Consider the following 23,140-nt stretch of genomic DNA (forward strand, 5'->3'; position numbering starts at 1 on the left):
AGCCTCCCCCCCCCCCCGCCACCCTCCGAAGGGAATGCCTGTGCGCACCTCTCGACTTCTCGCTGCCGGCGTCGCCGCGGCGCTCGCCCTCAGCCTCACCGCCTGCGCCTCCGCGTCGACCGGCGAAGACTCCGACGCCGTCGGCAGCAACCCCGCCGATCCTGCCGCCTTCCCGGTCACGGTCGAGCACGTCTACGGCGAGACCACGATCACCGAGAAGCCCGAGCGCATCGCCACGATCGCGTGGGCGAACCACGAGGTGCCGTTGGCCTTCGGGATCGTCCCGGTCGGCATGAGCAAGGCCACCTGGGGCGACGACGACGACAACGGCGTGCTGCCCTGGGTCGAGGAGAAGCTCGACGAGCTGGGCGCCGACACCCCGGTGCTGTTCGACGAGACCGACGGCATCGACTACGAGGCCGTGGCCGACACCGAGCCCGATGTCATCCTCGCCGCATACTCCGGCCTGACGCAGGAGGAGTACGACACCCTCTCCAAGATCGCCCCGGTCGTCGCCTACCCCACGGTCAAGTGGGGAACGACGGTCGACGAGATGATCGAGCTGAACGCCAAGGCCCTCGGCCTGGAGGAAGAGGGCAAAGCCCTGATCGAGGACCTGCGCGTCGACTCCGAGGCCGCCCTCGAAGCCAACAGCATCCTCAAGGACAAGAAGGTCCTGTTCGCCTACGTCGACCCGACCGACCTCAGCCAGGTCGGCTACTACACGGCGATCGACACGCGCCCCGGCTTCCTGCACGACAACCTCGGGCTCCCGCTGCCGTCGATCGTGGAGGAGAACGCGGACAGCGACCAGTTCTACCTCACGGTCAGCTCCGAAGAGGCCGACAAGTTCGCCGACGTCGATGTGTTCGTCACCTACGGCGACGACTCGCTGATCGCGACGCTGCAGGCCGACCCGCTGCTCTCCAAGATCCCGGCCATCGCCGAGGGGCGGATCGCGATCCTCCCGGATGCCACTCCGATCGCGGCATCCGCGAACCCCTCGCCGCTGTCGATCCCGTGGGGTCTGACCGACTACCTGGCCCTGCTGGCCGCGCCGCTCGCCGCGAACTGAGCTCCGGCTCACGCTTCCCGCACGGAACACAGTGGCCACCGTCACCGTCCCCACGCCGGGCACCGCAGATCTGCGGCGCCCGGCGTGGGCGCGCACCCTCTGGCTCCTGATCGGGCTGGGCGTGCTGCTCGTGCTCTGTGTCTTGTCGGTGTGCTTCGGCGTGCGGGCCGTGAGCATCGACGATGTCTTCGCCGCGCTCGGTGGGCAGTCCGACACGCTCGCTCAGGCCGCGATCGTCAAGCGCCTGCCGCGCACGGTGCTCGCCCTCCTGGTCGGTGCGGCTCTCGCGCTCTCGGGAGCGACGATGCAGGCGGTGACGCGCAATCCGATCGCCGACCCCGGCATCCTCGGCGTCTCGAACGGCGCCTCGCTCGCGGTCGTGATCGGCATCGCGTTCCTCGGGCTCTCGAACCCGTACGGTCAGATGGCCCTCGCGATCGTGGGCGCTGCGGTCGCCGCGACATTCGTCTACACGGTCGGATCGCTCGGCCGTGGTGGGGCGACACCGCTCAAGCTCGCCCTCGCGGGAGCGGCCACCTCTGCCGCCTTCGCCTCGCTCATCAGTGCGATCATGCTGCCCCGCGTCGACCTGCTGCAGGCTTTCCAGTCCTGGCAGATCGGCGGCGTCGGCGGTGCCGAATGGCCGCGCATCGCCCTGACCGCACCGGTGCTCGCACTCGGCGCGCTCATCTGCTTCGCGAGCGCCCGCGGCATGAACTCCCTCGCGCTCGGCGACGACATGGCGAAGGGGCTGGGGGAGCACGTCTTCCGCACCCGGCTCATGTCGGCGCTGGGTGCCGTCATCCTCGCCGGCGCCGCGACCGCCATCGCCGGACCGATCGGGTTCGTCGGCCTGGTGATCCCGCACGTCTGCCGCATGCTGATCGGCACCGACCACCGTTGGCTGCTGCCGTTCTCCGCACTCGCCGGAGCGGCGCTGCTGCTCGCGAGCGACATCATCGGGCGCGTGATCGCCCCGTCCTCCGAGGAGATCCAGGTGGGCATCATCACCGCGCTCATCGGCGCCCCGTTCTTCATCTGGATCGTGCGTCGCCAGAAGGTGCGGGAACTGTGAGCACCACGAAGGCCTCGGTCGCGCAGACGACGGCCGCGGACAGCGGAGCGGCGCGCGTCGCGACGATCATCGCGGGTCGTCGTGCCCGCCATCGCCGGCATGGCATCGCGACCATCGTGCTCGGCATCCTGCTGTTCGCGCTCTTCGCCGTCGCGCTCATGGTGGGCAACAAGTTCTACACGCCGGACCAGATCATCCGCGTGATCCTCGGCGAGACCGTCCCCGGCGCCTCCTTCACGGTCGGCGAGCTGCGGCTGCCGCGCGCCGTGCTGGCGGTGCTCGCCGGGCTTGCATTCGGCATCGCGGGCGTGTGCTTCCAGACCCTGCTGCGCAACCCGCTCGCCTCCCCCGACATCATCGGGATCTCCGATGGCGCGGGCGCCGCGGCGGTTGTCGGCATCGTCGTGCTGTCGCTGAACGGCCCCGTCGTCTCGCTGCTGGCGCTCGGCGGTGCGCTCCTGACCGCGGGAGTGATCTACCTGCTCTCGATCAAGGGCGGCTTCGCCGGCACGCGACTGATCCTGATCGGCATCGGCATCGCGGCCATGCTGCAGAGCGTCATCTCGTACATGCTGTCGCGTGCCGCGAGCTGGGACATCCAGACCGCCATGCAGTGGCTCACGGGCAGCCTGAACAATGCGTCCTGGGAGCGGGTGACGCCGCTCGCGATCGCCGCGGCCGTCATCCTGCCGCTGATGCTCACGCAGGGCAGGGCGCTGGGCGCGCTGCAGCTGGGCGACGACTCGGCCTCCGGTCTCGGCGTGCGCGTGAATCGCACGCGCCTGCTCTTCATCCTCGGCGCGGTGGCTCTGCTGGCCTTCGCCACCGCCGCGACCGGGCCCATCGCCTTCGTCGCGTTCATGGCCGGGCCCATCGCCGCCCGCATCACAGGGCCAGGAGCGAACCTGCTGCTGCCCAGCGCCTTCGTCGGCGCGGTGCTGGTGCTCGGCGGCGACCTGATCGGCCAGTTCGCCCTCGGCGCCCGCTACCCGGTCGGCGTCATCACGGGCGTGCTCGGCGCGCCCTATCTGATCTATCTCCTCATCCGCACCAACCGCACGGGGGGCTCGCTATGACCGTCTCGCACACACTGTCGGCGGAGGGGGTCACCCTCTCCTACGGCGACCGCACCATCATCGACACGCTCGACCTGCAGATCAGCCCCGGCAAGATCACCACGATCGTCGGCGCGAACGGATGCGGCAAGTCGACCCTGCTGCGCTCGCTCGCCCGGCTCCTGTCGCCCAGCGCCGGGCAGGTCGTGCTCGACGGCAAGTCCGTGCACGCGCGTCCGACGAAGGAGGTCGCGCGCATCCTCGGACTGCTGCCGCAGTCGCCCGTCGCGCCCGAGGGCATCGCCGTCGCCGACCTGGTGGGTCGAGGGCGGCATCCGCACCAGAAGGTGCTCGCGCGGTGGAGCGCCCATGACTATGAGGTCGTGGCCGACGCGCTGGCGGCCACCGGGACCACCGAGCTCGCCGACCGCAGCGTCGACGAGTTGTCGGGCGGGCAGCGTCAGCGCGTCTGGATCGCGATGGCGCTCGCGCAGGAGACCGACATCCTGCTGCTCGACGAGCCGACCACGTTCCTCGATGTCGCCCACCAGGTCGAGGTGCTCGACCTGCTCACCGACCTGAGCGTCTCGCGCGGCACGACCATCGTCATGGTGCTGCACGACCTCAACCTCGCCGCGCGCTACGCCGACGAGCTCGTCGCCATGAAGGAAGGACGCGTGCACGCGATCGGCGCTCCGCAGGATGTCGTCACCGCCGCACTCGTCGAAGAGGTCTTCGGCCTCGCCAATCAGATCACCATCGACCCGGTCTCCGGCAAGCCGATGGTCACACCCATCGGGAGGCACCATGTCCGCTGAGACCACCACCGAGCGCCCCACCTACGTGCTCGCCCGCGCCGAGGTGCGCGCCGTGAACCGCGTCTCTCCATCGTTCGTGCGGGTGACCTTCGGCGGCGACGAGCTGTTCGAGTTCGGCACCCCCGGCGAGGTGTTCGACAGCCGCATCAAGCTCATCTTCCCGCCGGCATCCGGTGTGCTCCCGACCCTCGATCGCGAGAACGGCGACTGGTGGGGCTCGTTCCTCGCGGTGCCGGAAGAGGAGCGCGGGTCGATGCGCACCTACTCGGTGCGTTCCCTGCGGGCCGACGAGGCCACGGGTACGGAGGTCGACGTGGACTTCGTGCTGCATCTGGAGCCCGGTCTGACCGGTCCCGCCTCGCGGTGGGCGAGCGCCGCGGCCGTCGGGCAGGAGCTGTACCTGGTCGGTCCGCGTCGTGGAGTGGATGCCGATGCGCACGGTGGTGCGGAGTACGCGCCCGGCACCGCTGCCTCGGTCCTGCTCGCCGGCGATGAGACCGCTGCCCCGGCCATCGCCCGCATCCTCGAGGACGCCCCGAGCGACCTGCGCGGTGTCGCCTTCATCGAAGTGCCGTCCCCCGCCGACATCCTGCGCATCGATGTGCCGTCCGGCGTGGAGGTGCACTGGCTCCCCCGCGACGCCGGTGAGCCGCACGGGCTGCGCCTGATCCCCGCCGTGCTCGCGCACCTGGGTGATGCCGACGCGGCGGACGAGATCCGCGTGAAGGACATCGACACCGAGGACCTGCTCTGGGAGACCCCGGACTACTCCGGGCTGGGCGAGGAGATCGCCGCGGCGGATGCTCCCGCCGAACGCTACTTCTGGATCGCGGGCGAGAGCGGCGTCGTCACGACGCTGCGCCGCCACCTCGTGAAGGACCTCGGCATCGACCGCTCGCAGGTCGCGTTCATGGGGTACTGGCGCCGCGGCGTCGCCATGCGCGGCTGACGCGCCGGCCGCCGCGCTCCTGCCCGCGCGCGAGGAAGGAGATCTCCTGCAACGAAGGACCGTGTCGGGCATCCGGTCCTTCGTTCCGTGAGATCTCCTTCGTCGCGTGCGATCGAGGGGACGCAGGGATCGGCCGAAAATCGGTGGCGGACGAAGACGCTGCGGCGTAGCATCCCCGTGGAATCGTTCGGCGACGAGGAGGCCCCCGATGACGCAGCACACACTCGAGCTCCCAGGTGTCGAGCTCGTCTACGACGTGCATGGACCGCTGCCGACCGCGGAGGGCCGGCCCCCGCTGATGATGATCGGCCAGCCGATGGATGCGAGCGGATTCCAGGCGCAGGTGAGGCTGTTCGAGGATCGCACCGTCGTGACGTACGACCCGCGCGGTCTCGGCCGCAGCATCCGCACAGACGGTGGAGTCACGAACGACCCCGAGATCCAGGCGGAGGACGTCCACGCGATCATCGAGGCGCTCGGTGCCGGACCGGTCGACATGCTCGCGAGCAGCGGCGGCGCGGTGACGGCGCTGGCCCTGGTCGCGCAGCATCCGCACGACGTCGCGACCCTCGTCGCGCACGAGCCGCCGATAGACAGCGTGCTGCCCGACGCGGAAGCCGTGCATCGCGCCCGCGTCGCCTACACGCAGGTGTATCAGGAGAAAGGGTGGGGCGCCGGGATGGCGGCGTTCGTCGCGATGACGGCGTGGGAGGGCGAGGTCACCGACGAGTTCCTCGCCCGACCGGCCCCCGACCCCGCCGCGTTCGGGATGCCGACAGAGGATGACGGGAGGCGGGACGATCCGCTGCTGTCGGAGCGATCCTGGGCAGTGCCGCTCTATCAGCCGGATCTCGAGGCGCTCGCGGCGGCGCCGACCCGGATCGTGGTCGCGGTCGGCGAGGAGTCTCTGAAGGTCTACACCGGGCGCACCGCGACCGCCTTGGCCGAGCAGCTCGGCCAGCAGCCCACGGTCTTCCCCAGTCACCACGGCGGGTTCATGAGCGGCGAGTTCGGCTATGCCGGGCAGCCCGAGGCCTTCGCGGCGAAGCTCCGCGAGGTGCTCGACCGATCGTCGGGGCGCGGCGAATGAGGCGCGGTCGACCCTGCCTGTCGTCAGCCGTCGCACGCACCGAAGGAGATCTCACGGAATGAAGGACTGATTTCGGCATCCGATCCTTCGTTCCGTGCGATCTCCTGCAGGGCGTGAGCTCGTGGGCGGCGGCGAGGGCGGAGTCTTCCTCCTCCCGCGGAGCACAGACGACCGCCCCGGGCCAGGAGAGATTCTCGGGGCCCGGGGCGGTGTCCGGATCACTTGCTCAGGAAGTCCTTCAGTGCGGCGTTGACCTCGTCGGCGTGAGTCCAGAGCAGACCGTGCGGCGCGCCCTCGACCTCGACGTACTCGGCCGCGGGTACCGCCTGGTGGAAGCGGCGCGCGGTGGCGTCGATCGGGAGGATGTTGTCCTTCGTGCCGTGCAGGATCAGCGTGGGCTTCGCGGCAGCCGCCACGGCCTCGACGTCGGCGCGGAAGTCCTCGATCCAGGAGGAGACGACCGCGTAGGCGGCGACGGGCGCGCTGCCGATCGCGACGTTCCAGCTGCCGGTGACGGCCTCCTGGCTGATGCGCGAGCCGAGGTTCTCGTCGAGGTTGTAGAAGTTCTGGTAGAAGTCGGTGAACCACGCGAAGCGGTCCCCCTTGGCTGCGGCTTCGATGCCGTCGAAGACCTCCTGCGGCACGCCTTCGGGGTTGTCGTCGCGCTGCACCAGGAACGGTTCGAGGGAGGCGAGGAAGGCGAGCTTCGCGACGCGCTCGTGGCCGTAGCGCGACACGTAGCGGGCGAGTTCTCCGGTGCCCATCGAGAAGCCGACGAGCACGACGTCGCGCAGGTCGAGGGTCTCGAGCACGGTGTGGAGATCGGCGGCGAAGGTGTCATAGTCGTAGCCGGCGTTCACCTTGGAGGACTGGCCGAATCCGCGACGGTCGTACGTGATCACCCGGTAGCCCTGGGCGAGGAGCTCGCGCGTCTGGCGCTCCCAGCTGTGTCCGTCGAGCGGGTAGCCGTGGATCAGGACGACCGGCTGCCCGGCTCCCTGGTCTTCGTAGTACAGCTCGATCGGGGTGCTGTTCTCGTTCCCGACGGTGATGTAGCCCATGATCCTGATCCTTTCGGTTCCGGTGAGAACGATCGTTCTCGCTCGATGTCCTCAATCTAGAGAACGATCGTTCTCATGTCAAGTATACTTCTGGGTATGACCGAAGAAGACGCCCGCGAACGCATCCTCGCCGCCGCCGAGGAGCTCTACTACCGCAAGGGCTACGCGGCTGTCGGCATGGACGAGCTGCGCCAGAGCGCCGGTGTGTCGTTGCGTCGCCTCTACGGACTGTTCCCCGCCAAGAACGACATCGTCGCCGCGGTGCTCGCGCGCAAGCACGCCGAGTGGGAATCCGGGTTGTCGACGGCGGTGGCGGATGCCGGAGACGACCCCCGTGCGCGGCTGCTGGCGGTGTACGGCTACCTGGAGGACTGGTTCTGCACCGACAGTTTCCGCGGCTGCGCATTCATCAATGCGTTCGGCGAGCTGGGAGGCACCCACCCCGAGGTCGCTGCGGTCGTGCGCGCGCACAAGGCATCGTTCCAGGCGTACATGGCCGGACTGGTCGCCGAGATCGGCGCTCCTGCCGCGCTCGCTGCGCAGCTGTCGATCCTCGCCGAGGGAGCGCAGAGCACCGCGGCGATCTCCGCTGATCCGCAGGTCGCGGTGCAGGCCCGCGGCGCTGCCGAGGTGCTGATCGACGCCGCCGTCCCCACGCGGGTCTGAGGAGCGAACCAGGTTCTGCCAGTACCGGTTACGTCCTGACCTCCCGTGCGCGGGGCGCGGCTCCTACGGTGGAGGACAGGACGGCGCTGCGTGGCGTGACCCCCGGCCTGCGAAAGGACTCACCATGATCGATCTCACTCTGAACAACGGCGTCACGATGCCCGCGCTGGGGCTCGGCGTCTTCCAGAGCGCCCCGGAGGAGACGGCCGCCGCCGTCGCGGAGGCTCTGCGCATCGGGTATCGCCACATCGACACCGCGGCCGCGTATCGCAACGAGCGCGAGGTGGGAGAGGGCATCCGGCGTTCGGGTGTCGCCCGTGACGAGATCTTCGTCGAGACCAAGGTGTGGGTGTCGGACTACGGCTACGACAAGACCCTGCATGCGTTCGAGAAGGCCACGGGCAAGCTCGGCATCGACACGCTCGACCTGTTCATCCTGCATCAGCCGGCGCCCGCCCGTATCGACAGCGTGATCGCCGCGTACAAGGCGCTCGAGACTCTGCTCGCGGAAGGCCGGGTGCGTGCGATCGGCATCAGCAATTTCATGCCCCCGCACCTGGAGCGACTGCGGCAGGAGACCGACGTGGTCCCGGCGGTCAACCAGGTGGAGCTGCATCCGTACTTCGCCCAGCCGGACGTGCAGAAGGCGGATGCCGCGCACGGCATCATCACGCAGGCCTGGTCGCCGATCGGCGGCATCACGTTCTACCCGGGGCCGTGGGGGGAAGAGCGCCGCAACGTGATGCAGGATCCGACGATCGCTGCGATCGCGGCGCAGCACGGCAAGAGCCCCGCGCAGGTCATGCTGCGGTGGCACCTGCAGCAGGGGCGTTCGGCGATCCCGAAGTCGACCAACCCGGCCCGCATCGCCGAGAACTTCGACGTGTTCGACTTCGCGCTGAGTGCGGAGGAGCTCGCGCAGCTCGATGCGCTCGACACCGGCGTGCGCAGCGGTCCTGATCCCGATGCCCCGCGCGACGAGTTCTTCGACCGGGTGATCGACGAGGCCTGAGCTGATCTGACCGGGTGGGATATCTCTCGCCTGGTTAGACGTTTTCGCGACCGGTGTCAAGGTGGATGCGCGGGAATGGATGCCTGGATAGTGTCCGGGGCATGGAATCTCGGAGCAGGGACATCATCAGGCAGACGGTGATCATCGCCGCGGCATCCTTCATGCTGATCGCCGCAGCCGTCGGAGCCGGGGCGTTCGGCGGCACCTCGGTCAGCGAGCTTCAGGACGGGGCGCTGTCGGCGCAGGGCTCGTACCTCGCTCCGGCCGGCCCGGCGTTCTCGATCTGGTCGCTGATCTACATCGGGCTCATCGCCTACACGGTGTGGCAGGCGTTGCCGGCGCAGCGGGCGGACGAACGGCAGCGTGCGGCCGGGGGCTGGATCGCCCTGTCCATGGTGCTCAACGGGCTGTGGCTGGTCACCGCGCAGTTCTGGTCGCTGATCGCCACCGTGATCGTGATCGCGCTGCTGCTCGCGACCCTGGCCAGGGTGATCGTCATCCTCGGTCGCCGGCCCGCCCGCGGATGGCCGGAACGCCTGGTCGTCGACGGAGCCAACGGCCTGCACTTCGGCTGGGTCACGATCGCGACCGTCGCCAACATCACGGCCTGGCTCACGCAGATCGCCCCGGCGAGCTGGGCCGCTCAGGCAGAGGTCTGGGCGGTCGTCGTGCTCGCGGTCGTGCTGGTCATCGGCGTCGCCGCCGCCTGGACGACGGGCCGCATCGCTCCGGCCCTCGCGACCGCGTGGGGACTGGTCTGGCTCGCGGTGGGGCGCCTGACGGGCGCGCCCGAGAGCACCGTGACCGCGGTCGCCGCGATCATCGTCGCCGTGGTGCTGGTGGCGGCCGGGGCCTTCGCCCTGGTGCGGCGGCGGCGGATGCCTGCGCGCCCCTGAGGTCGAGTTGGCGCCCCTGAGCTCGAGTTGGCACCTGTGGTCGGCGCCCGGCGCTCAGAGCACCAGCCGGTAACCCATCCCCGACTCGGTCAGCAGGTGCACCGGCGTGCGGGGCTCCTGCTCGAGCTTCTTGCGCAGCTGCGACATGTACAGCCGCAGGTAGCCGGAGTCCGAGACCTGCTCGCTGCCCCAGATCTCCTTCAGCAGATCCTGCCGGGTGACGAGCGCCCCGGGATGCCGGGACAGATGCTCGAGCATCCGCCATTCGGTGGGGGTCAGGTGCACGCGGGTACCCGCGCGGGTGACGGTCTTGGTCGCGAGGTCGACGACGACATCACCGAACGAGACGGCCGACTCGCCCCCCGCCGGGAGGGAACGGCGCGACAGAGCGCGCAGCCGCGCCAGCAGTTCGTCGACCTGGAACGGCTTGGTGACGAAGTCGTCGGCGCCGGCATCCAGCGCGTCGACCTTGTCCGCCGAGCCGGTACGACCGGAGACCACGATGATGGGGACGTTCGTCCATCCGCGCAGCGCCTGGATCACCTCGATGCCGTCGAGTCGCGGCATGCCGAGGTCGAGCATGATGAGGTCGGGGTGGGACTGCGCCGCCGCCGCGATCGCTGCGGCGCCGTCGGCTGCGACCACGACCTCGTAGCCGTGTGCGGCGAGCGTGATGCGCAGCGCCCGCACCATCTGCGGGTCGTCGTCGGCGATGAGGAGCTTCACTCCGTGTCCTCCCTGTCCGGATCCGCTGCGGCCAGCGGCAGTGAGATGACCATCGTGAGTCCTCCACCCGGGGTGTCCTCGGGTGTCAGGCTACCGCCCATGCCCTCGGTGAACCGCGCGACAGAGCCAGGCCCAGACCCAGTCCGGTCGTGTTGTCGGTGTCGCCGAAGCGCTGGAACGGCTGGAAGATGCGATCGCGCCTCTCCACGGGCACGCCCTCTCCACGGTCGATGACGCGGATCTCGGCGCGGTCCCCGAGCGTGCTCGTCGAGATGATCACCCGACGGTCCCGGGGGGAATGGCGGTGCGCGTTGGCGAGCACGTTCACCAGCACGCGCTGCAGCAGCACGGGGTCGGCGAACAGCGCCGGCAGCTCGGGGTCGAGTGTGAGGTCGACATCGGCCGGACCCAGCCCGAGCTCGTCGACGGCGGCGAGGATCGGAGAGGTGGCGTCCAGAGGCTGTGCGGATACGGCGAGCACTCCCGCCTGCACACGGCTCACGTCGAGGAGATCGGTGACGAGCGTCGACAGCGTCGCGAGGCTCTCGTCGGCCGTCGCCAGGAGTTCCGCGCGATCGTCGGCCGAGAGTTCGCGGGCGCCGCGGAGTCCGCCGATCGCGGCGACCGCAGAGGCCAGGGGGCGGCGCAGGTCGTGGCTGAGGGCCGACAGCAGAGCACTGCGCACCTGATCGGTCTCGGCGAGTGCCACGGCCTCCTTCGCGGTGGCGCGCAGATCCGTGTGCTCGATCGCGGCAGAGAGCTGGGCGACGATCGCATCGAGCAGGCGGCGGGCGGGGCCGTCGAGCGGGTCGCCGTGCAGTTCGAGCAGCGCACGCGGCGCCGTGTCGGATGCCGAGAGCACGGGGATCGTGGTGGCGCGCCCGTCGCGCAGGGGCTCGCCGTCGCAGGCCAGTACCTCGCCCTCGGGCGAGAGCAGTCGCACCCCGCTCAGCCCGAACGCCTCACGGGTGCGGCTGACGAGGGCGAGCACGGCGTTGTCGCCGCGCAGCACGTTGCCGGCGACCGCGGCGAGCAGCTCGGCCTCGGCCGTGGCGCGTTTGGCGGTGCGGGCACGACGGGCGGCCTGGTCGACGATCAGGCTCACCAGGATCGCGATGATGACGTAGAGGGTGAGCGCGAGCACGTGCAGCGGATGCGCGATCGTGATCGTGAAGAGCGGGGCGACGAAGAGGAAGTCGAGGGTGATCCCCGAGAGCACGGCTGCGAACACCGCGGGGCGCAGGCCGCCGATGAGCGCGACGACGACCACGAGCAGCTGGTAGGCGAGCACCTCGGCGGTGATCGACTCGGGGCTGCGGAACGTGAACATCAGCCACGACAGCAGCGGGCCGAACACGAGAGCGACCGCGAAGCCGAGCACCTGGCGGCGCCACCCCAGCGCTCCGCCGGTGATGCGGGGGAGCGCCGCTCGCCCTCCGGCTGCGGCGTGGGTCACGATGTGCACGTCGATGTCGCCGGAGCCGCGGATGATCTCGGAGCCGATGCCCGGTCCTGTCAGCGCGGCCATCAAGCGGCTGCGCCGGCTCACGCCGATCACGAGCTGCGTGGCATCCGCGCCCTGGGCGAACTCGACGAGGGTGCCGGGGATGTCGTCGCCGATGATCTGGTGGAAGCTGCCGCCCAGCGACTCGACGAGCGCGCGCTGGGCGGCCAGTGCGCCCGGGGTCTCGCCGCGCAGACCGTCCTGCGTGGAGACGTGCACCGCGAGCAGCTCGCCCCCGGCCGAACGCGCGGCGATGCGTGCCCCGCGGCGCAGCAGGGTCTCACCCTCCGGGCCTCCGGTCAGGGCGACGACCACGCGTTCGCGCGCCTGCCAGCTGCCCTCGATGCCGTGGTCGGCGCGGTAGCTGCGCAGGGCGCTGTCGACCTCGTCGGCGAGCCAGAGCAGTGCCAGTTCGCGCAGGGCGGTGAGGTTGCCCAGGCGGAAGTAGTTCGACAGCGCGGCGTCGATGCGCTCGGCGGGGTACACAAGCCCGGCGGAGAGCCGGTCGCGCAGGGACTGCGGCGCCAGGTCGACGACCTCGATCTCATCCGCCGCGCGCACCACGGCATCCGGGATCGTCTCCTGCTGGGCAATGCCGGTGATCTTCTCGACCACCGCGTTCAACGACTCGATGTGCTGCACGTTGACGGTGGTGATCACGTCGATGCCGGCATCCCGCAGCAGCTCGACGTCCTGCCAGCGCTTCGGATGCGCGGAACCGGGGATGTTCGTATGCGCGAGCTCGTCGACCAGTGCGATCTCGGGACGACGGGCGATCACCGCGTCGACGTCGAGCTCGGTCAGAGTGATACCTCGGTGGCTGTCGGAGCGGCGGGGGACCTCGGGGAGCCCGATGGTCTGCGCCAGCGTCGCCGCCCGGTCGTGCGTCTCGACGATCGCGATCACGACGTCGCGGCCCTCGTCGAGCAGGCGTCGGCCCTCGGCGAGCATCTCGAACGTCTTGCCGACGCCCGGGGCTGCACCGAGCAGCACGCGCAGACGTCCGCGTCGTGCGGGCCCCTGCTCGTGGCTGCGCGTCCGCTCTGCGCTCATGCGCCCTCCTGCTCATCGAGCGCGAGATTGAGTTCGGCCACGTTGATGCGCTCCTCGCCGAGGAATCCCAGATCCCGCCCTTGAATCCTAGACTCCACGAGCGCGCGCACCTCGGCCTCCGGCAGGCCGCGAGCCTCAGCCACACGGGGCACCTGCAGCAGCGCGTACGCCACGCTGATGTGCGGGTCGAGTCCGGAGCCGGATGCCGTGACGGCGTCGGCCGGGACCTCGGAGGGATCGACGCCCTCGCGCGCGGCGATCGCGGCCTTGCGCTCCTGGATCGCGGTGATGAGGTCGGCGTTCTCCGGACCGAGGTTGCTGCCGCCCGAGGACGTGCCGTCGTAGCCGTCACCGGCCGCGGAGGGACGGGACTGGAAGTACTCGGGGAGGGCTTCGCCGTCGGCGTCCGTGAAGGACTGGCCGATCAACGCGCTGCCCTTGTCGTCGGGGAGGGGGGAGCCGTTGGCCTGCGAGGGGAGCAGCAGCTGCCCGATGCCGGTGATGACCAGGGTGTACCCGACGCCGAGCACGAGGGTGAGGATGAGCATGGCACGCACGGCGACGCCGGTGGTGCGCAGAGCGGTACGGGTGGAGGACATGTCTGTATCCCTTTCGGATCCGGGTCAGAAGCCCGGGATGAGACTGACGACGAGGTCGATGAGCTTGATGCCGATGAACGGGGCGATCACTCCGCCGAGACCGTAGATCAGCAGATTGCGCTGCAGGATCTGGGAGGCGCTCGCCGGGCGGTACTTCACGCCGCGCAGCGCGAGGGGGATGAGGAAGACGATCACGATCGCGTTGAAGATGATCGCGCTCGTCACCGCGGAGGCCGGCGAGTGCAGCTGCATGACGTTGAGCACGGCCAGGCCGGGGAAGACGCCCATGAACATCGCGGGGATGATCGCGAAATACTTCGCGATGTCGTTGGCGAGCGAGAAGGTCGTCAGCGCCCCGCGCGTGATCAGCAGCTGCTTGCCGATGCGCACGATGTCGATCAGCTTGGTCGGGTCGGAGTCGAGGTCGACCATGTTGCCGGCCTCCTTCGCGGCCGAGGTGCCGGTGTTCATCGCGACGCCGACGTCGGCCTGAGCGAGGGCGGGGGCGTCGTTCGTGCCGTCTCCGGTCATCGCGACCAGCCGTCCGCCCTCCTGCTCGCGGCGGATCAGCTCGAGCTTCTGCTCGGGCGTCGCCTCGGCGAGGAAGTCGTCGACGCCGGCCTCCGCCGCGATGGCCTGCGCGGTGAGCGGGTTGTCGCCCGTGATCATCACGGTGCGGATGCCCATGCTGCGCAGCTCCTCGAACCGTTCGCGCAGACCCTCCTTGACGATGTCCTTCAGGTGCACGACGCCGAGGATGCGGGCATCCGAAGGGGTCTTCACCGCGACGACCAGCGGGGTGCCGCCGCTCTGCGCGATGGCATCCGTGCGGCTCGCGAGCTCCTCGGCGGTCGCCGCGGCGGTGGCGGGGTCCCGCTCCAGCCACGCCTGCACGGCGGAACCGGCGCCCTTGCGGATCTGCGTGCCGTCGGCGAGGTCGAGCCCCGACATGCGGGTCTGCGCGGTGAACGGGACGACGACGGCATCCTCGGGTGCGGTGACGCGGATGCCGCGGCTGATCGCGAGCTCCACGATCGACGCGCCCTCGGGCGTGGGGTCCGCGAGCGACGACAGTGCGGCGGTGCGGAGCAGCTCGTCGGGGTCGACGCCGGGCATCCGCACCACCTCGTGCGCGCGGCGGTTTCCGTAGGTGATGGTGCCCGTCTTGTCGAGCAGCAGCGTCGTCACATCTCCCGCGGCCTCGACCGCGCGGCCCGACATCGCCAGCACGTTCCGCTGTACGAGGCGGTCCATGCCTGCGATGCCGATGGCAGAGAGCAGCGCGCCGATCGTGGTCGGGATGAGGCAGACGAGCAGCGCGATCAGCACCGGGATGCTGACGGGCGACGCGGCGTATGAGGCGATCGGGTTGAGCGCGAGCACGACGAACACGAAGACGATCGACAGGCTCGCGAGGAGGATGTTGAGCGCGATCTCATTGGGCGTGCGCTGGCGGCTGGCTCCTTCGACGAGGGCGATCATGCGGTCGACGAAGGTCTCGCCGGGCTTCGAGGTGATGCGCACCACGATGCGGTCGGACAGCACACGGGTGCCGCCGGTGACGGCGCTGCGGTCGCCGCCGGACTCGCGGATCACCGGGGCGCTCTCGCCCGTGATGGCGGATTCGTCGACCGTCGCGATGCCGGCGAGGATGTCGCCGTCGCCCGGGATCAGCTCCCCGGCCTCGACGATCACGACGTCGTCGCGCTGCAGCTCGGCCGACGACACCTCGGTCGTCGTGGCGCGCTCGGCGACGGCATCCACGGCGGCGTCGTAGTCGGTGACGCGTCGCGCCATGGTGCTGGTGCGCGTCTTGCGCAGGCTCGCGGCCTGGGCCTTGCCGCGCCCTTCGGCGACCGACTCGGCGACGTTCGCGAACAGCACGGTCAACCACAGCCACACCGCGATGCCCCAGGTGAACAGCGCGGGCACCGCGGTGCCTCCCGATTCTCCGGCGCCGCCGAGGAAGGGCTCCGCGATCGCGAGCACGGTCGTGAACGCCGCGCCGACCCAGACGAGCAGCATGACGGGGTTGCGCACGAGCGACGCCGGGTTGAGCTTGCGCAGCGCGCCGGGCAGCGCCTGCGCGAGCTGCGCGAACCCGAAGGCGCGGGACTTCGCGGCGGCTCCGGATCCTTCGTCGGGCTCAGGAACCGACGGGGTGTCGGTGGCGGAGGTGATGAGCGTCATGGTCAGACCAGTCCTTCGGCGAGCGGGCCCAGGGTGAGCACCGGGAAGTAGGTGAGCGCGGTGACGATGACCGTCACGGCGAGGAGGAGGCCGACGAACTGCGGCCGGTGGGTGGGCAGGGTTCCGGCGGTGGCCGGCACCCGTTCCTGCGCGGCGAAGGAGCCGGCCAGGGCGAGCACCAGCACGATCGGGATGAACCGGCCGAGCAGCATCGCCACGCCCAGCGCGGTGTTGAACCACGGGGTGTTCGCGGTGAGGCCGGCGAAGGCGGAGCCGTTGTTGTTCGCAGCCGAGGTGAAGGCGTAGAGCACCTCGCTCATGCCGTGCACGCCGGGGTTGAGGATGCTGGTCGCCTCGACGTCGGCGCGGATGCCGGGGATCGCGAAGCTCAACGCCGTGCCGCCCAGGACGAGCGCGGGCACCACCAGGATGTAGAGGCTGGCGAGCGTGATCTCCTTCGGGCCGATCCGCTTGCCGAGGTACTCCGGGGTGCGTCCGACGAGCAGCCCGCCGACGAACACCGCGACGATCGCGAGCACGAGCATCCCGTACAACCCGGAGCCGACGCCGCCGGGGGCGACCTCTCCGAGCATCATGTTGAGCATCGGCATCATGCCGCCGAGCGCGGTGTACGAGTCGTGCATCGAGTTGACCGCACCGGTGGAGGTGAGCGTGCTCGCGCTGCCGAACAGCGTCGAGGCCAGGATGCCGAAGCGCTGCTCCTTGCCCTCCATCGCGGCGCCGGCGAGTTCGGGTGCGCTGCCGCGCCCCGCCAGCTCGAAGGCCGAGAGGGCGAAGGTCGAGACCAGGAAGATCGTCGCCATGACCGCGGCGATCGCGTAGCCCTGGCGGTGGTCGCCGATCATGCGACCGAAGGTGCGGGGCAGGGAGAACGGGATCACGAGGATCAGCAGCACCTGCAGCAGGTTGGTGAATCCGCTCGGGTTCTCGAAGGGATGCGCCGAGTTGGCGTTGAAGAAGCCGCCGCCGTTCGTACCCAGGAGCTTGATGGCCTCCTGCGACGCGACAGGTCCGCCGGGGATCGTCTGAGTGCCGCCCGAGACGGTGGCCACGTCGGTGAAGCCGGCGAAGTTCTGGATCACGCCACCGGCGAGCAGGGCGATCGCCCCGATCACGGCGAGCGGGAGCAGGATGCGTCCGAGCCCGCGGATCAGGTCGACCCAGAAGTTGCCGATGGTCGTGGAACCGCGGCGCGCGAAACCGCGCACCAGGGCGATCGCGATGGTGAGGCCGACCGCGGCGGAGACGAAGTTCTGCACCGTGAGGCCCGCGAGCTGCACCGTGTAGCCCATCGTCTGCTCGGGGGAGTAGGACTGCCAGTTCGTGTTCGCGACGAAGGATGCCGCGGTGTTGAACGCGAGCCCCTCCGGCACGGCGGGGAGACCGAGCGACTGCGGCAGGAACGCCTGCAGCCGCTGCAGGGCGTAGACGAGCACGACACCGACCACCGAGAACGCCAGCACGCTGCGTGCGTACGCCCGCCAGGTCTGCTCGGAGGCGGAGTCGACGCCGATGAGCCGGTAGATGCCGCGTTCCACGCGCAGATCACGCGCCGAGTTGAACACCCGGGCCATGTAGTCGCCGAGAGGGCGGTAGAGCAGCACGAGCACGACGACGACCGCCGTGAGCTGCAGGATCCCGAACCAGATCGTGGCGTTCATCAGAACCTCTCCGGCGCGACGAGCGCGACCACGAGGTAGACGATGGCGGCGACGGCGAGGACGACGCCGAGGATCTCGAAGACGATCATCGGCGCTCCACCCCCTTCGCGATCAGCGAGACGAGGGCGAACAGCGCGAAGGTCAGCGCGAGGTAGATGATGTCGAGCACGGATCCGATACAACTCCGCTGCGGCCCGGGCGAACCCGATCCTCACGCTTCCCCTACGCCCCGGCGCGCAACGCATGCGGGTTGCTCACACCATCCGCTCTCTCCGGGCCCGTCGGATCTATGCTCACGAGGTGAGTGCACGGCGGATGAGGCTCGGCGCGGGGACGGCGGTCGTCCTCGTGCTGATCGTCGTCGCGGCGGTGTGCGTGCTCACCGGGCTGCTCCCCCACGCGGATGCCGGTGCGCTCGGCGCCCGCATCACCCCGGTTCTCGGTTTCGTGGTGGCGATCACGATCGTCGCCGAGCTCGCCAGAGACGCGGCCGTGTTCGACGTGCTCGCGCAGCGCCTCGCGCAGTGGGGTCGCGGTCGCGTGATCGCCCTCTGGGCCTCGGTCGTCGCGCTCGCCGTGGTGAGCACGGTGTTCCTCTCGCTCGACACCACGGCCGTGATCGTGACCCCGGTGGTCGTGGTCCTGGCCCAGAGCATCGGGGTCTCGCCGCTGCCGTTCGCGCTCGCCACGGTCTGGCTCGCGAACACGGCATCCCTCGCCCTGCCGGTCTCGAACCTCACGAATCTGCTCGCGGCTCCCGCGATCGGCGACGACCCCGGGGCCTTCCTGGCGCTGAGCTGGGCACCCACGCTGGTGGGTGTGCTGATCCCGGTCGTGATCCTGACGGTCGCCCACCGGCGCACCCTCTTCGGCACCTACCGCGTTCCCCCCGCCGGAGGTCCGTCGGACCGCGTGCTGTTCTGGGGAGCGACCGGAGTGCTGGTCGTGCTGCTGCCGCTGCTCACCCTGACGCACGAGGTGTGGATCCCCGCCACGGCCGCAGCCCTCCTCCTGGTCGGGCTCTTCGCCGTCCGACGCAGGCACGTGCTGCGCCCCGCGCTCGTGCCGTGGCAGGCGATCGGGCTCGCCGCCGCTCTGTTCGTGCTGGTCGAGACCGCACACGCCAACGGCATCCTGGACTTCCTGACGTCTCTGGTGTCGAGCGGTCATGGCATCGGTGAGATCCTGGGGCTCGCGGCCCTCGGGGCGCTGACAGCCAACGGCGTGAACAATCTGCCGGCGTACCTGATCCTGGAGCCGGCCGCCGGCGATCCGGTGGCGCTCATGGCGCTGCTGATCGGTGTCAATCTCGGGCCGCTCGTCACGCCATGGGCGTCGCTGGCGACGCTGCTGTGGCATCACCGGATCGTCTCGCTCGGCGTCGAGATCCGCTGGGGCCGCTTCATGCTCTGGGGCCTCGTCGTCGCGGTGCCGACGGTCGTCGTCGCCGCTCTCGCCCTCGCGCTCGTCGCCGGCTGATCGGCGTCCCGACCCCGCGAGGGGAAGAAAGAAGGGCAGCGGCCCAAGTACTGGGGATACTCGGGGGGATTGACGACACAAGTGGGGGCCGTGTCGTGAGCGGGCCGCTGCCCTCCACCTCGACGGTACGCAAAGTCCCCCACCGCGTGTGAAATTTCAGTCTCTGATGTGTGGTGGGTGCGTGCGCGAGCGGCATAGGGTGTGGCCGTGGACGATGCCAGCGACTCCCTGCCCATCCGGCCCCGGCAGCTCATCCGGGATCAGGTCTTCGCGACCTTGGCGGAGGAGATCGTCTCGGGGCGCATGCAGCCACTCGAGGAGATCCGGGATCAGGACCTGCAGGCCGAGTACGGAGTCTCTCGCACACCCATCCGCGAAGCGCTGACCCGGTTGGCCGAGATCGGTCTGATCGAGGTCAGCACGAACCGCTTCACCCGGGTCGCTCCGGTCGACCTCGCGGCGCAGGCCGATCGCGTCGAGACGGCCTGCGCGGTGGTCGCCTACTGCGCGCACACGACGATCCCCACGTACAGCGACGGGCAGGTCGACGCCTTGCATGCCCGCATCGATGAGATCCTCGCGTTCGACCTGACGCTGGCAGGCAGTCGTGAGGTGCGCGGGCACTGGTACGGGCTCTGGGGCTCCGTGGTGATCGCGGCGGGGAATCAGACGATGATCGACATCCTCGACGGGCAGCTGGCTCTGCACCTGACGCGCACGATCCCCACCCAGCGCACTCCGCAGGACATCGCCGACTATCTGCGTCGGGCCCTCGGCGAGCTCCGGGAACTCGTGCACCGGCGAGACGGGGAACGGGCGCGGGTTCTGATCGAGGAGCTGTTCGTGCGGTCATCGATCGAGCCTCTCCGGGCCGCGGCGGCAGCGACCCCCTAGCGGCGGGATGCCAGGATGAGTGCATGACGGATGCCGCGCAGATCGATTCGCTGCAGTCCACGCGCCTCCTGAGCGGCGGAGAGGCGAGCGCTCCGCTCGTCAGCTCGCGAGCGGATGCGGTGGTCGACACCCTCGCAGCCGCGATCGAAGCCGGCGACCTCCGCCCCGGCGACCCGCTCTCGGTGTCGGCGTTGACCGAGCGCCTGGGCGTCTCGGCCGCGACGGTGCGCGCCGGGCTCGGCGTGCTCGACGGGATGCATCTGATCGAGCATCGGATGAACCGGGCCTCGGTCGTGATCACGCCGACGCCCGCGTGGTTCATCGCGGTCGCGTCCGAGTGCTCCGGGCTCTCCGTGAGCGCCGCGGACCTCGGCATCGCGCACGCCACCGACGCGCAGCTCGCCGAGTTCGTCGAGCGCTCGGCGTACGTCCGGGCGCTCTGGGAGACCGACGAGCACGATCAGATCGTGGGCGCGGAGGGGCTCTGGGAGCTGATCGATCTGCTCGCGACCTTCTCCCGCAATCACTACCTGCGTGAGCTGCACGCCGCCAAGCGCACGGCGCTGGTGTTCGGCATCCATGCGCTCAGCAAGCCCCGCAACCCGGCGATGCTGCGCTCGGTGGTCGATGCCCTGGTGCTGGCTGTTCGCTCGCGCGACCGCATCGAGGCGACCGACATCGTCCGCGACCTCTACATGTTCGTCATCGACGGGGTCGTCGAGCTCTGACGAGCATCCAGGGCGACTCAGTCCTGCGGCGGACCGGCGGGGCGATGCGCGCGACGGCCGTTCACGACAACCGGCCGCCCGGCGCGCTCCTGCCCGGGCAGCGGGCGTGAGCGGCGGCCGTAGATCAGCTCCGAGGAATCCAGCAGCCACGGCACCAGCGTGATCGAGACGCCGTGCACCAGCATGAGCTGGTTCGCGAGGCGCCGCGCGCGCCGGTTGTGCAGGAACGACTCCCACCAGTGGCCGACGATGTACTGCGGCAGGTAGACCGTCACCACCGAGGATCCGTGCTTCTCCCGGTACTGCTTGATGAACTGCGTGACCGGCTGCGCGAACGAGCGGTACGGCGACTCGACGATCACCAGCGGGATCGGCACCAGGTGGTCGGCCCAGTCCTTCTGCAGAGTGGCCGCGTCATCGGAGGCCACCGCGACGTGCACGGCCAGGGTCTTGCCGTGCTTGGCGGCGATCGCGTAGTCGATGGCCTTCACGACGGGCTTCTGCAGCCGGTTGACGAGCACGATGGCGAGGTCGCCCGTCGCGCCGAACTTCGTGGTGTCGTCGATCGCGATCTCATGCTCGACGTCGCGGTAGTACCGCTTCACCCCGAGCATCAGGAAGGCCAGGATGGGGATCGCGAAGAACACCAGGTAGGCGCCGTGCGTGAACTTCGTGATGGTCACGATCAGCAGGACGAGCACGGTCATGACCGCCCCGGTGGAGTTGATGATCAGCCCGATCTTCGCCGAACGGCGATCGGATGCCGAAGCGCCGTCGATGCCGGAGCCGGCTGCATCCTCGGCCGGCCCTCGCAGAACCCTGCGCCAGTGCCGCACCATGCCGATCTGTCCGAGCGAGAACGACACGAAGACGCCGATGATGTAGAGCTGGATCAGGGTCGTCAGTCGCGCCTGGAACACCACCAGCACGATCATCGCGCCGATGCCGAGCAGGATCATGCCGTTCGAGAAGACGAGGCGGTCGCCACGGGTGTTCAGGGACTTGGGGGCGTAGCCGTCACGGGCCAGCACCGCGCCCAGCAACGGGAAGCCGTTGAACGCCGTGTTCGCCGCGAGCAGCAGCACGCACGCCGTGGCCGCCTGCACGACGAAGAACAGGATGCTGCCGCCGCCGAAGGTCGCGCTCGCGATCTGAGCCATCAGGCTGGGCTGCGGATTCGTGCAGTCGAAGCCGACGAGGTCACAGGGATTCTCGGCGTAGTGCACGCCGGTGATGAGCGCGAGGGCCGTGAGGCCGGCGAACAGGCAGGCGGCGATCGATCCCATCAGCACGAGGGTGGACTGCGCGTTGCGCACCTTCGGCGCGCGGAACGCCGGAACACCGTTGGACACGGCCTCGACACCGGTGAGCGCCGAGCATCCGCTCGAGAAGGCGCGCAGGATGAGCAGGATGACCGCGGCCTGGCTGAGGTTCTCGGCCTGTACCGAGAAGTCGTGGCTCGATGCGATCGGGGCGTCGCCAAGGAAGGTGCGGATGAGCCCCGTGACGATCATGAAGCCGACGGAGGCGATGAACACGTACGTGGGGATCGCGAACACCAGCGAGGCCTCGCGCACGCCGCGGAGGTTCACGATGATGATCAGGATCACGAAGCCGACCGCGAGCTCGACGCGGAACGGATCGAGGCCGGGAACGGCGGAGATGATGTTGTCGACGCCCGAGGCGACGGACACGGCGACCGTAAGCACGTAGTCGACGAGCAGTGCGGCGGCCACGATCACGCCGGGGATCTCGCCCAGGTTCTTCGACGCGACCTCGTAGTCGCCGCCGCCGGAGGGGTACGCCTTGATCAGCTGTCGGTAGCTGAGCACGACCACGATCAGCAGCACCACGACGGCCGCGGCGACCAGCGGGGTGAACGACAGGAAGGTCAGGCCGCCGATCAGCAGGATCATCACGAGCTCCTGCGGCGCGTAGGCCACCGAGCTCAGCGCGTCGGATGCGAAGATCGGCAACGCCATCCGCTTGGGGAGGAGCTGGTCGTCGACCTGCTCGCTCGTGAGCGGGTCTCCGATCAGGATGCGCTTGGCGAGAGGAGGCGCATCCGGGCTGTCGCGGTTTTCATCTGACACGTCCGGCGACACTACGCCCGCCGATGGCATCCTCACAAGATCCTCACGGAATCCCTACGGGCGGCTCGGTGTCCCTCACGGAATCCTTACGGGTGCTTCCGGACGCGGATCTCACCCACCGTGAGGGCGCGGCATGTACCACTCCGTGAATTCCGATGCTCGTCCGTCCGCTGCGAGTCGCACGACCCAGAGGTTGAGGTAATCCCGCTCGGACGGGTACTGCGTGCGGCCCTGAACCACGACGAAACCGTCGTGCTCGTGCAGGATGAACCACTCGAAGCTCCACGTGCCGGGGTCGTCGAGATCGTCGAGCCAGCCGGCGACGATCGCCTCGCGCCCGATCCGAGGCTCAGAATCCGGACTCGTGAGGTAGCGGGCGTCATCGCTGAAGAGTGCGCCGATCTCCTCCGGATCATTCGACTTCCATGCGGCGACGTATGCGTCGACCCATCTCGACCGCGTTCGTCATGTGCTCTGTTGTAGCCGCGACGGGCG

The 23,140-nt window shown here is 69.6% G+C and carries 19 protein-coding genes and 2 pseudogenes; 12 read left to right on the plus strand and 9 right to left on the minus strand.

Annotated elements, in window-relative coordinates; genetic code table 11:
* The first annotated feature begins 40 nt into the window (after nucleotides 1–40).
* The 6 genes from FB560_RS18145 to FB560_RS18170 all read left to right on the plus strand — a co-directional run bounded on the left by FB560_RS18145 (nucleotide 41) and on the right by FB560_RS18170 (nucleotide 6,062).
* Entirely contained in the window at nucleotides 41–1,075 is a 1,035-nt protein-coding gene (locus FB560_RS18145; RefSeq protein ID WP_141874112.1) for an iron-siderophore ABC transporter substrate-binding protein, read from the plus strand.
* 31 nt (nucleotides 1,076–1,106) lie between these two features.
* The gene (locus FB560_RS18150) at nucleotides 1,107–2,150 is read left to right on the plus strand and encodes a FecCD family ABC transporter permease (protein ID WP_141874113.1); all 1,044 of its coding nucleotides are present in this window, start codon (nucleotides 1,107–1,109) and stop codon (nucleotides 2,148–2,150) included.
* Nucleotides 2,147–3,226, plus strand: a complete 1,080-nt coding sequence (locus FB560_RS18155; protein WP_141874114.1) for a FecCD family ABC transporter permease — start codon at nucleotides 2,147–2,149, stop codon at nucleotides 3,224–3,226. Before FB560_RS18150 ends, FB560_RS18155 begins: the two co-directional genes overlap by 4 nt.
* Nucleotides 3,223–4,023, plus strand: coding sequence for an ABC transporter ATP-binding protein (locus FB560_RS18160; protein WP_141874115.1), 801 nt, complete (start codon nucleotides 3,223–3,225; stop codon nucleotides 4,021–4,023). Before FB560_RS18155 ends, FB560_RS18160 begins: the two co-directional genes overlap by 4 nt.
* Nucleotides 4,013–4,972 carry a siderophore-interacting protein gene (locus tag FB560_RS18165; RefSeq protein ID WP_141874116.1) on the plus strand — a complete coding sequence of 320 codons (960 nt, stop codon included), beginning with the start codon at nucleotides 4,013–4,015 and terminating at the stop codon, nucleotides 4,970–4,972. Before FB560_RS18160 ends, FB560_RS18165 begins: the two co-directional genes overlap by 11 nt.
* Before the next feature lie 208 nt (nucleotides 4,973–5,180).
* Nucleotides 5,181–6,062, plus strand: coding sequence for an alpha/beta fold hydrolase (locus FB560_RS18170; RefSeq protein WP_141874117.1), 882 nt, complete (start codon nucleotides 5,181–5,183; stop codon nucleotides 6,060–6,062).
* A gap of 218 nt (nucleotides 6,063–6,280) precedes the next feature.
* Here the strand turns inward: FB560_RS18170 and FB560_RS18175 are convergent, their stop codons facing one another.
* Nucleotides 6,281–7,123: an alpha/beta fold hydrolase gene (locus FB560_RS18175; RefSeq protein ID WP_141874118.1), complete on the minus strand. Its 843-nt coding sequence runs from the start codon at nucleotides 7,121–7,123 to the stop codon at nucleotides 6,281–6,283.
* A 96-nt stretch (nucleotides 7,124–7,219) separates the two neighbouring features.
* Here FB560_RS18175 and FB560_RS18180 point away from each other — a divergent pair, with 96 nt between their 5' ends.
* From FB560_RS18180 to FB560_RS18190, 3 genes are all read left to right on the plus strand, one after another.
* A complete protein-coding gene (locus FB560_RS18180) occupies nucleotides 7,220–7,789 on the plus strand; it encodes a TetR/AcrR family transcriptional regulator (protein WP_141874119.1) in 570 nt (189 codons plus the stop codon).
* Nucleotides 7,790–7,913: 124 nt separating this feature from the next.
* A complete protein-coding gene (locus tag FB560_RS18185; RefSeq protein WP_141874120.1) occupies nucleotides 7,914–8,801 on the plus strand; it encodes an aldo/keto reductase in 888 nt (295 codons plus the stop codon).
* A gap of 101 nt (nucleotides 8,802–8,902) precedes the next feature.
* Nucleotides 8,903–9,697: a TspO/MBR family protein gene (locus FB560_RS18190; RefSeq protein ID WP_141874121.1), complete on the plus strand. Its 795-nt coding sequence runs from the start codon at nucleotides 8,903–8,905 to the stop codon at nucleotides 9,695–9,697.
* Nucleotides 9,698–9,751: 54 nt separating this feature from the next.
* On the opposite strand, the gene FB560_RS18195 is transcribed toward FB560_RS18190, so the two are convergent.
* The 6 genes and pseudogenes from FB560_RS18195 to FB560_RS18220 form a co-directional block, all read right to left on the minus strand.
* Nucleotides 9,752–10,423 carry a response regulator gene (locus FB560_RS18195; RefSeq protein WP_141874122.1) on the minus strand — a complete coding sequence of 224 codons (672 nt, stop codon included), beginning with the start codon at nucleotides 10,421–10,423 and terminating at the stop codon, nucleotides 9,752–9,754.
* A pseudogene (locus FB560_RS18200) lies at nucleotides 10,420–12,980 on the minus strand (ATP-binding protein). Before FB560_RS18200 ends, FB560_RS18195 begins: the two are co-directional and overlap by 4 nt.
* Complete coding sequence (gene kdpC / locus FB560_RS18205) at nucleotides 12,977–13,579, minus strand: potassium-transporting ATPase subunit KdpC (RefSeq protein WP_141874123.1); 603 nt, start codon at nucleotides 13,577–13,579, stop codon at nucleotides 12,977–12,979. Before kdpC ends, FB560_RS18200 begins: the two are co-directional and overlap by 4 nt.
* Before the next feature lie 24 nt (nucleotides 13,580–13,603).
* Nucleotides 13,604–15,769, minus strand: coding sequence for a potassium-transporting ATPase subunit KdpB (gene kdpB / locus FB560_RS18210; protein WP_141874124.1), 2,166 nt, complete (start codon nucleotides 15,767–15,769; stop codon nucleotides 13,604–13,606).
* Between the two features lie 2 nt (nucleotides 15,770–15,771).
* Nucleotides 15,772–17,451 carry a potassium-transporting ATPase subunit KdpA gene (gene kdpA, locus FB560_RS18215; protein WP_141874125.1) on the minus strand — a complete coding sequence of 560 codons (1,680 nt, stop codon included), beginning with the start codon at nucleotides 17,449–17,451 and terminating at the stop codon, nucleotides 15,772–15,774.
* Entirely contained in the window at nucleotides 17,451–17,540 is a 90-nt protein-coding gene (locus FB560_RS18220) for a potassium-transporting ATPase subunit F (protein WP_141874126.1), read from the minus strand. The genes kdpA and FB560_RS18220 overlap by 1 nt, the downstream gene beginning before the upstream one ends.
* Before the next feature lie 226 nt (nucleotides 17,541–17,766).
* On the opposite strand from FB560_RS18220, the gene FB560_RS18225 reads away from it, so the two are divergent.
* From FB560_RS18225 to FB560_RS18235, 3 genes are all read left to right on the plus strand, one after another.
* Nucleotides 17,767–18,930, plus strand: a complete 1,164-nt coding sequence (locus tag FB560_RS18225; RefSeq protein ID WP_141874615.1) for an SLC13 family permease — start codon at nucleotides 17,767–17,769, stop codon at nucleotides 18,928–18,930.
* A 207-nt stretch (nucleotides 18,931–19,137) separates the two neighbouring features.
* Nucleotides 19,138–19,824, plus strand: coding sequence for a GntR family transcriptional regulator (locus FB560_RS18230; protein ID WP_141874127.1), 687 nt, complete (start codon nucleotides 19,138–19,140; stop codon nucleotides 19,822–19,824).
* 23 nt (nucleotides 19,825–19,847) lie between these two features.
* A complete protein-coding gene (locus FB560_RS18235) occupies nucleotides 19,848–20,552 on the plus strand; it encodes a GntR family transcriptional regulator (protein WP_141874128.1) in 705 nt (234 codons plus the stop codon).
* 17 nt (nucleotides 20,553–20,569) lie between these two features.
* Here FB560_RS18235 and FB560_RS18240 read toward each other — a convergent pair whose 3' ends face one another.
* Complete coding sequence (locus tag FB560_RS18240) at nucleotides 20,570–22,675, minus strand: APC family permease (protein ID WP_229672999.1); 2,106 nt, start codon at nucleotides 22,673–22,675, stop codon at nucleotides 20,570–20,572.
* A gap of 81 nt (nucleotides 22,676–22,756) precedes the next feature.
* Nucleotides 22,757–23,080: pseudogene (locus FB560_RS18245) on the minus strand (nuclear transport factor 2 family protein); the annotation flags it as partial.
* Nucleotides 23,081–23,140 lie beyond the last annotated feature (60 nt).

The sequence above is a fragment of the Microbacterium saperdae genome (genome assembly GCF_006716345.1).
GTDB lineage: Bacteria > Actinomycetota > Actinomycetes > Actinomycetales > Microbacteriaceae > Microbacterium > Microbacterium saperdae.

Bases quoted from the DNA above. Each gene is read 5' to 3' on its own strand.
- FB560_RS18160 (WP_141874115.1), top strand. From the start codon at position 3,223: ATGACCGTCTCGCACACACTGTCGGCGGAGGGGGTCACCCTCTCCTAC.
- FB560_RS18165 (WP_141874116.1), top strand. From the start codon at position 4,013: ATGTCCGCTGAGACCACCACCGAGCGCCCCACCTACGTGCTCGCCCGC.
- FB560_RS18170 (WP_141874117.1), top strand. From the start codon at position 5,181: ATGACGCAGCACACACTCGAGCTCCCAGGTGTCGAGCTCGTCTACGAC.
- FB560_RS18175 (WP_141874118.1), bottom strand. From the start codon at position 7,123: ATGGGCTACATCACCGTCGGGAACGAGAACAGCACCCCGATCGAGCTG.
- FB560_RS18180 (WP_141874119.1), top strand. From the start codon at position 7,220: ATGACCGAAGAAGACGCCCGCGAACGCATCCTCGCCGCCGCCGAGGAG.
- FB560_RS18185 (WP_141874120.1), top strand. From the start codon at position 7,914: ATGATCGATCTCACTCTGAACAACGGCGTCACGATGCCCGCGCTGGGG.
- FB560_RS18190 (WP_141874121.1), top strand. From the start codon at position 8,903: ATGGAATCTCGGAGCAGGGACATCATCAGGCAGACGGTGATCATCGCC.
- kdpC (WP_141874123.1), bottom strand. From the start codon at position 13,579: ATGTCCTCCACCCGTACCGCTCTGCGCACCACCGGCGTCGCCGTGCGT.
- kdpB (WP_141874124.1), bottom strand. From the start codon at position 15,769: ATGACGCTCATCACCTCCGCCACCGACACCCCGTCGGTTCCTGAGCCC.
- kdpA (WP_141874125.1), bottom strand. From the start codon at position 17,451: ATGAACGCCACGATCTGGTTCGGGATCCTGCAGCTCACGGCGGTCGTC.
- FB560_RS18220 (WP_141874126.1), bottom strand. From the start codon at position 17,540: ATGATCGTCTTCGAGATCCTCGGCGTCGTCCTCGCCGTCGCCGCCATC.
- FB560_RS18225 (WP_141874615.1), top strand. From the start codon at position 17,767: ATGAGGCTCGGCGCGGGGACGGCGGTCGTCCTCGTGCTGATCGTCGTC.
- FB560_RS18235 (WP_141874128.1), top strand. From the start codon at position 19,848: ATGACGGATGCCGCGCAGATCGATTCGCTGCAGTCCACGCGCCTCCTG.
- FB560_RS18240 (WP_229672999.1), bottom strand. From the start codon at position 22,675: ATGCCATCGGCGGGCGTAGTGTCGCCGGACGTGTCAGATGAAAACCGC.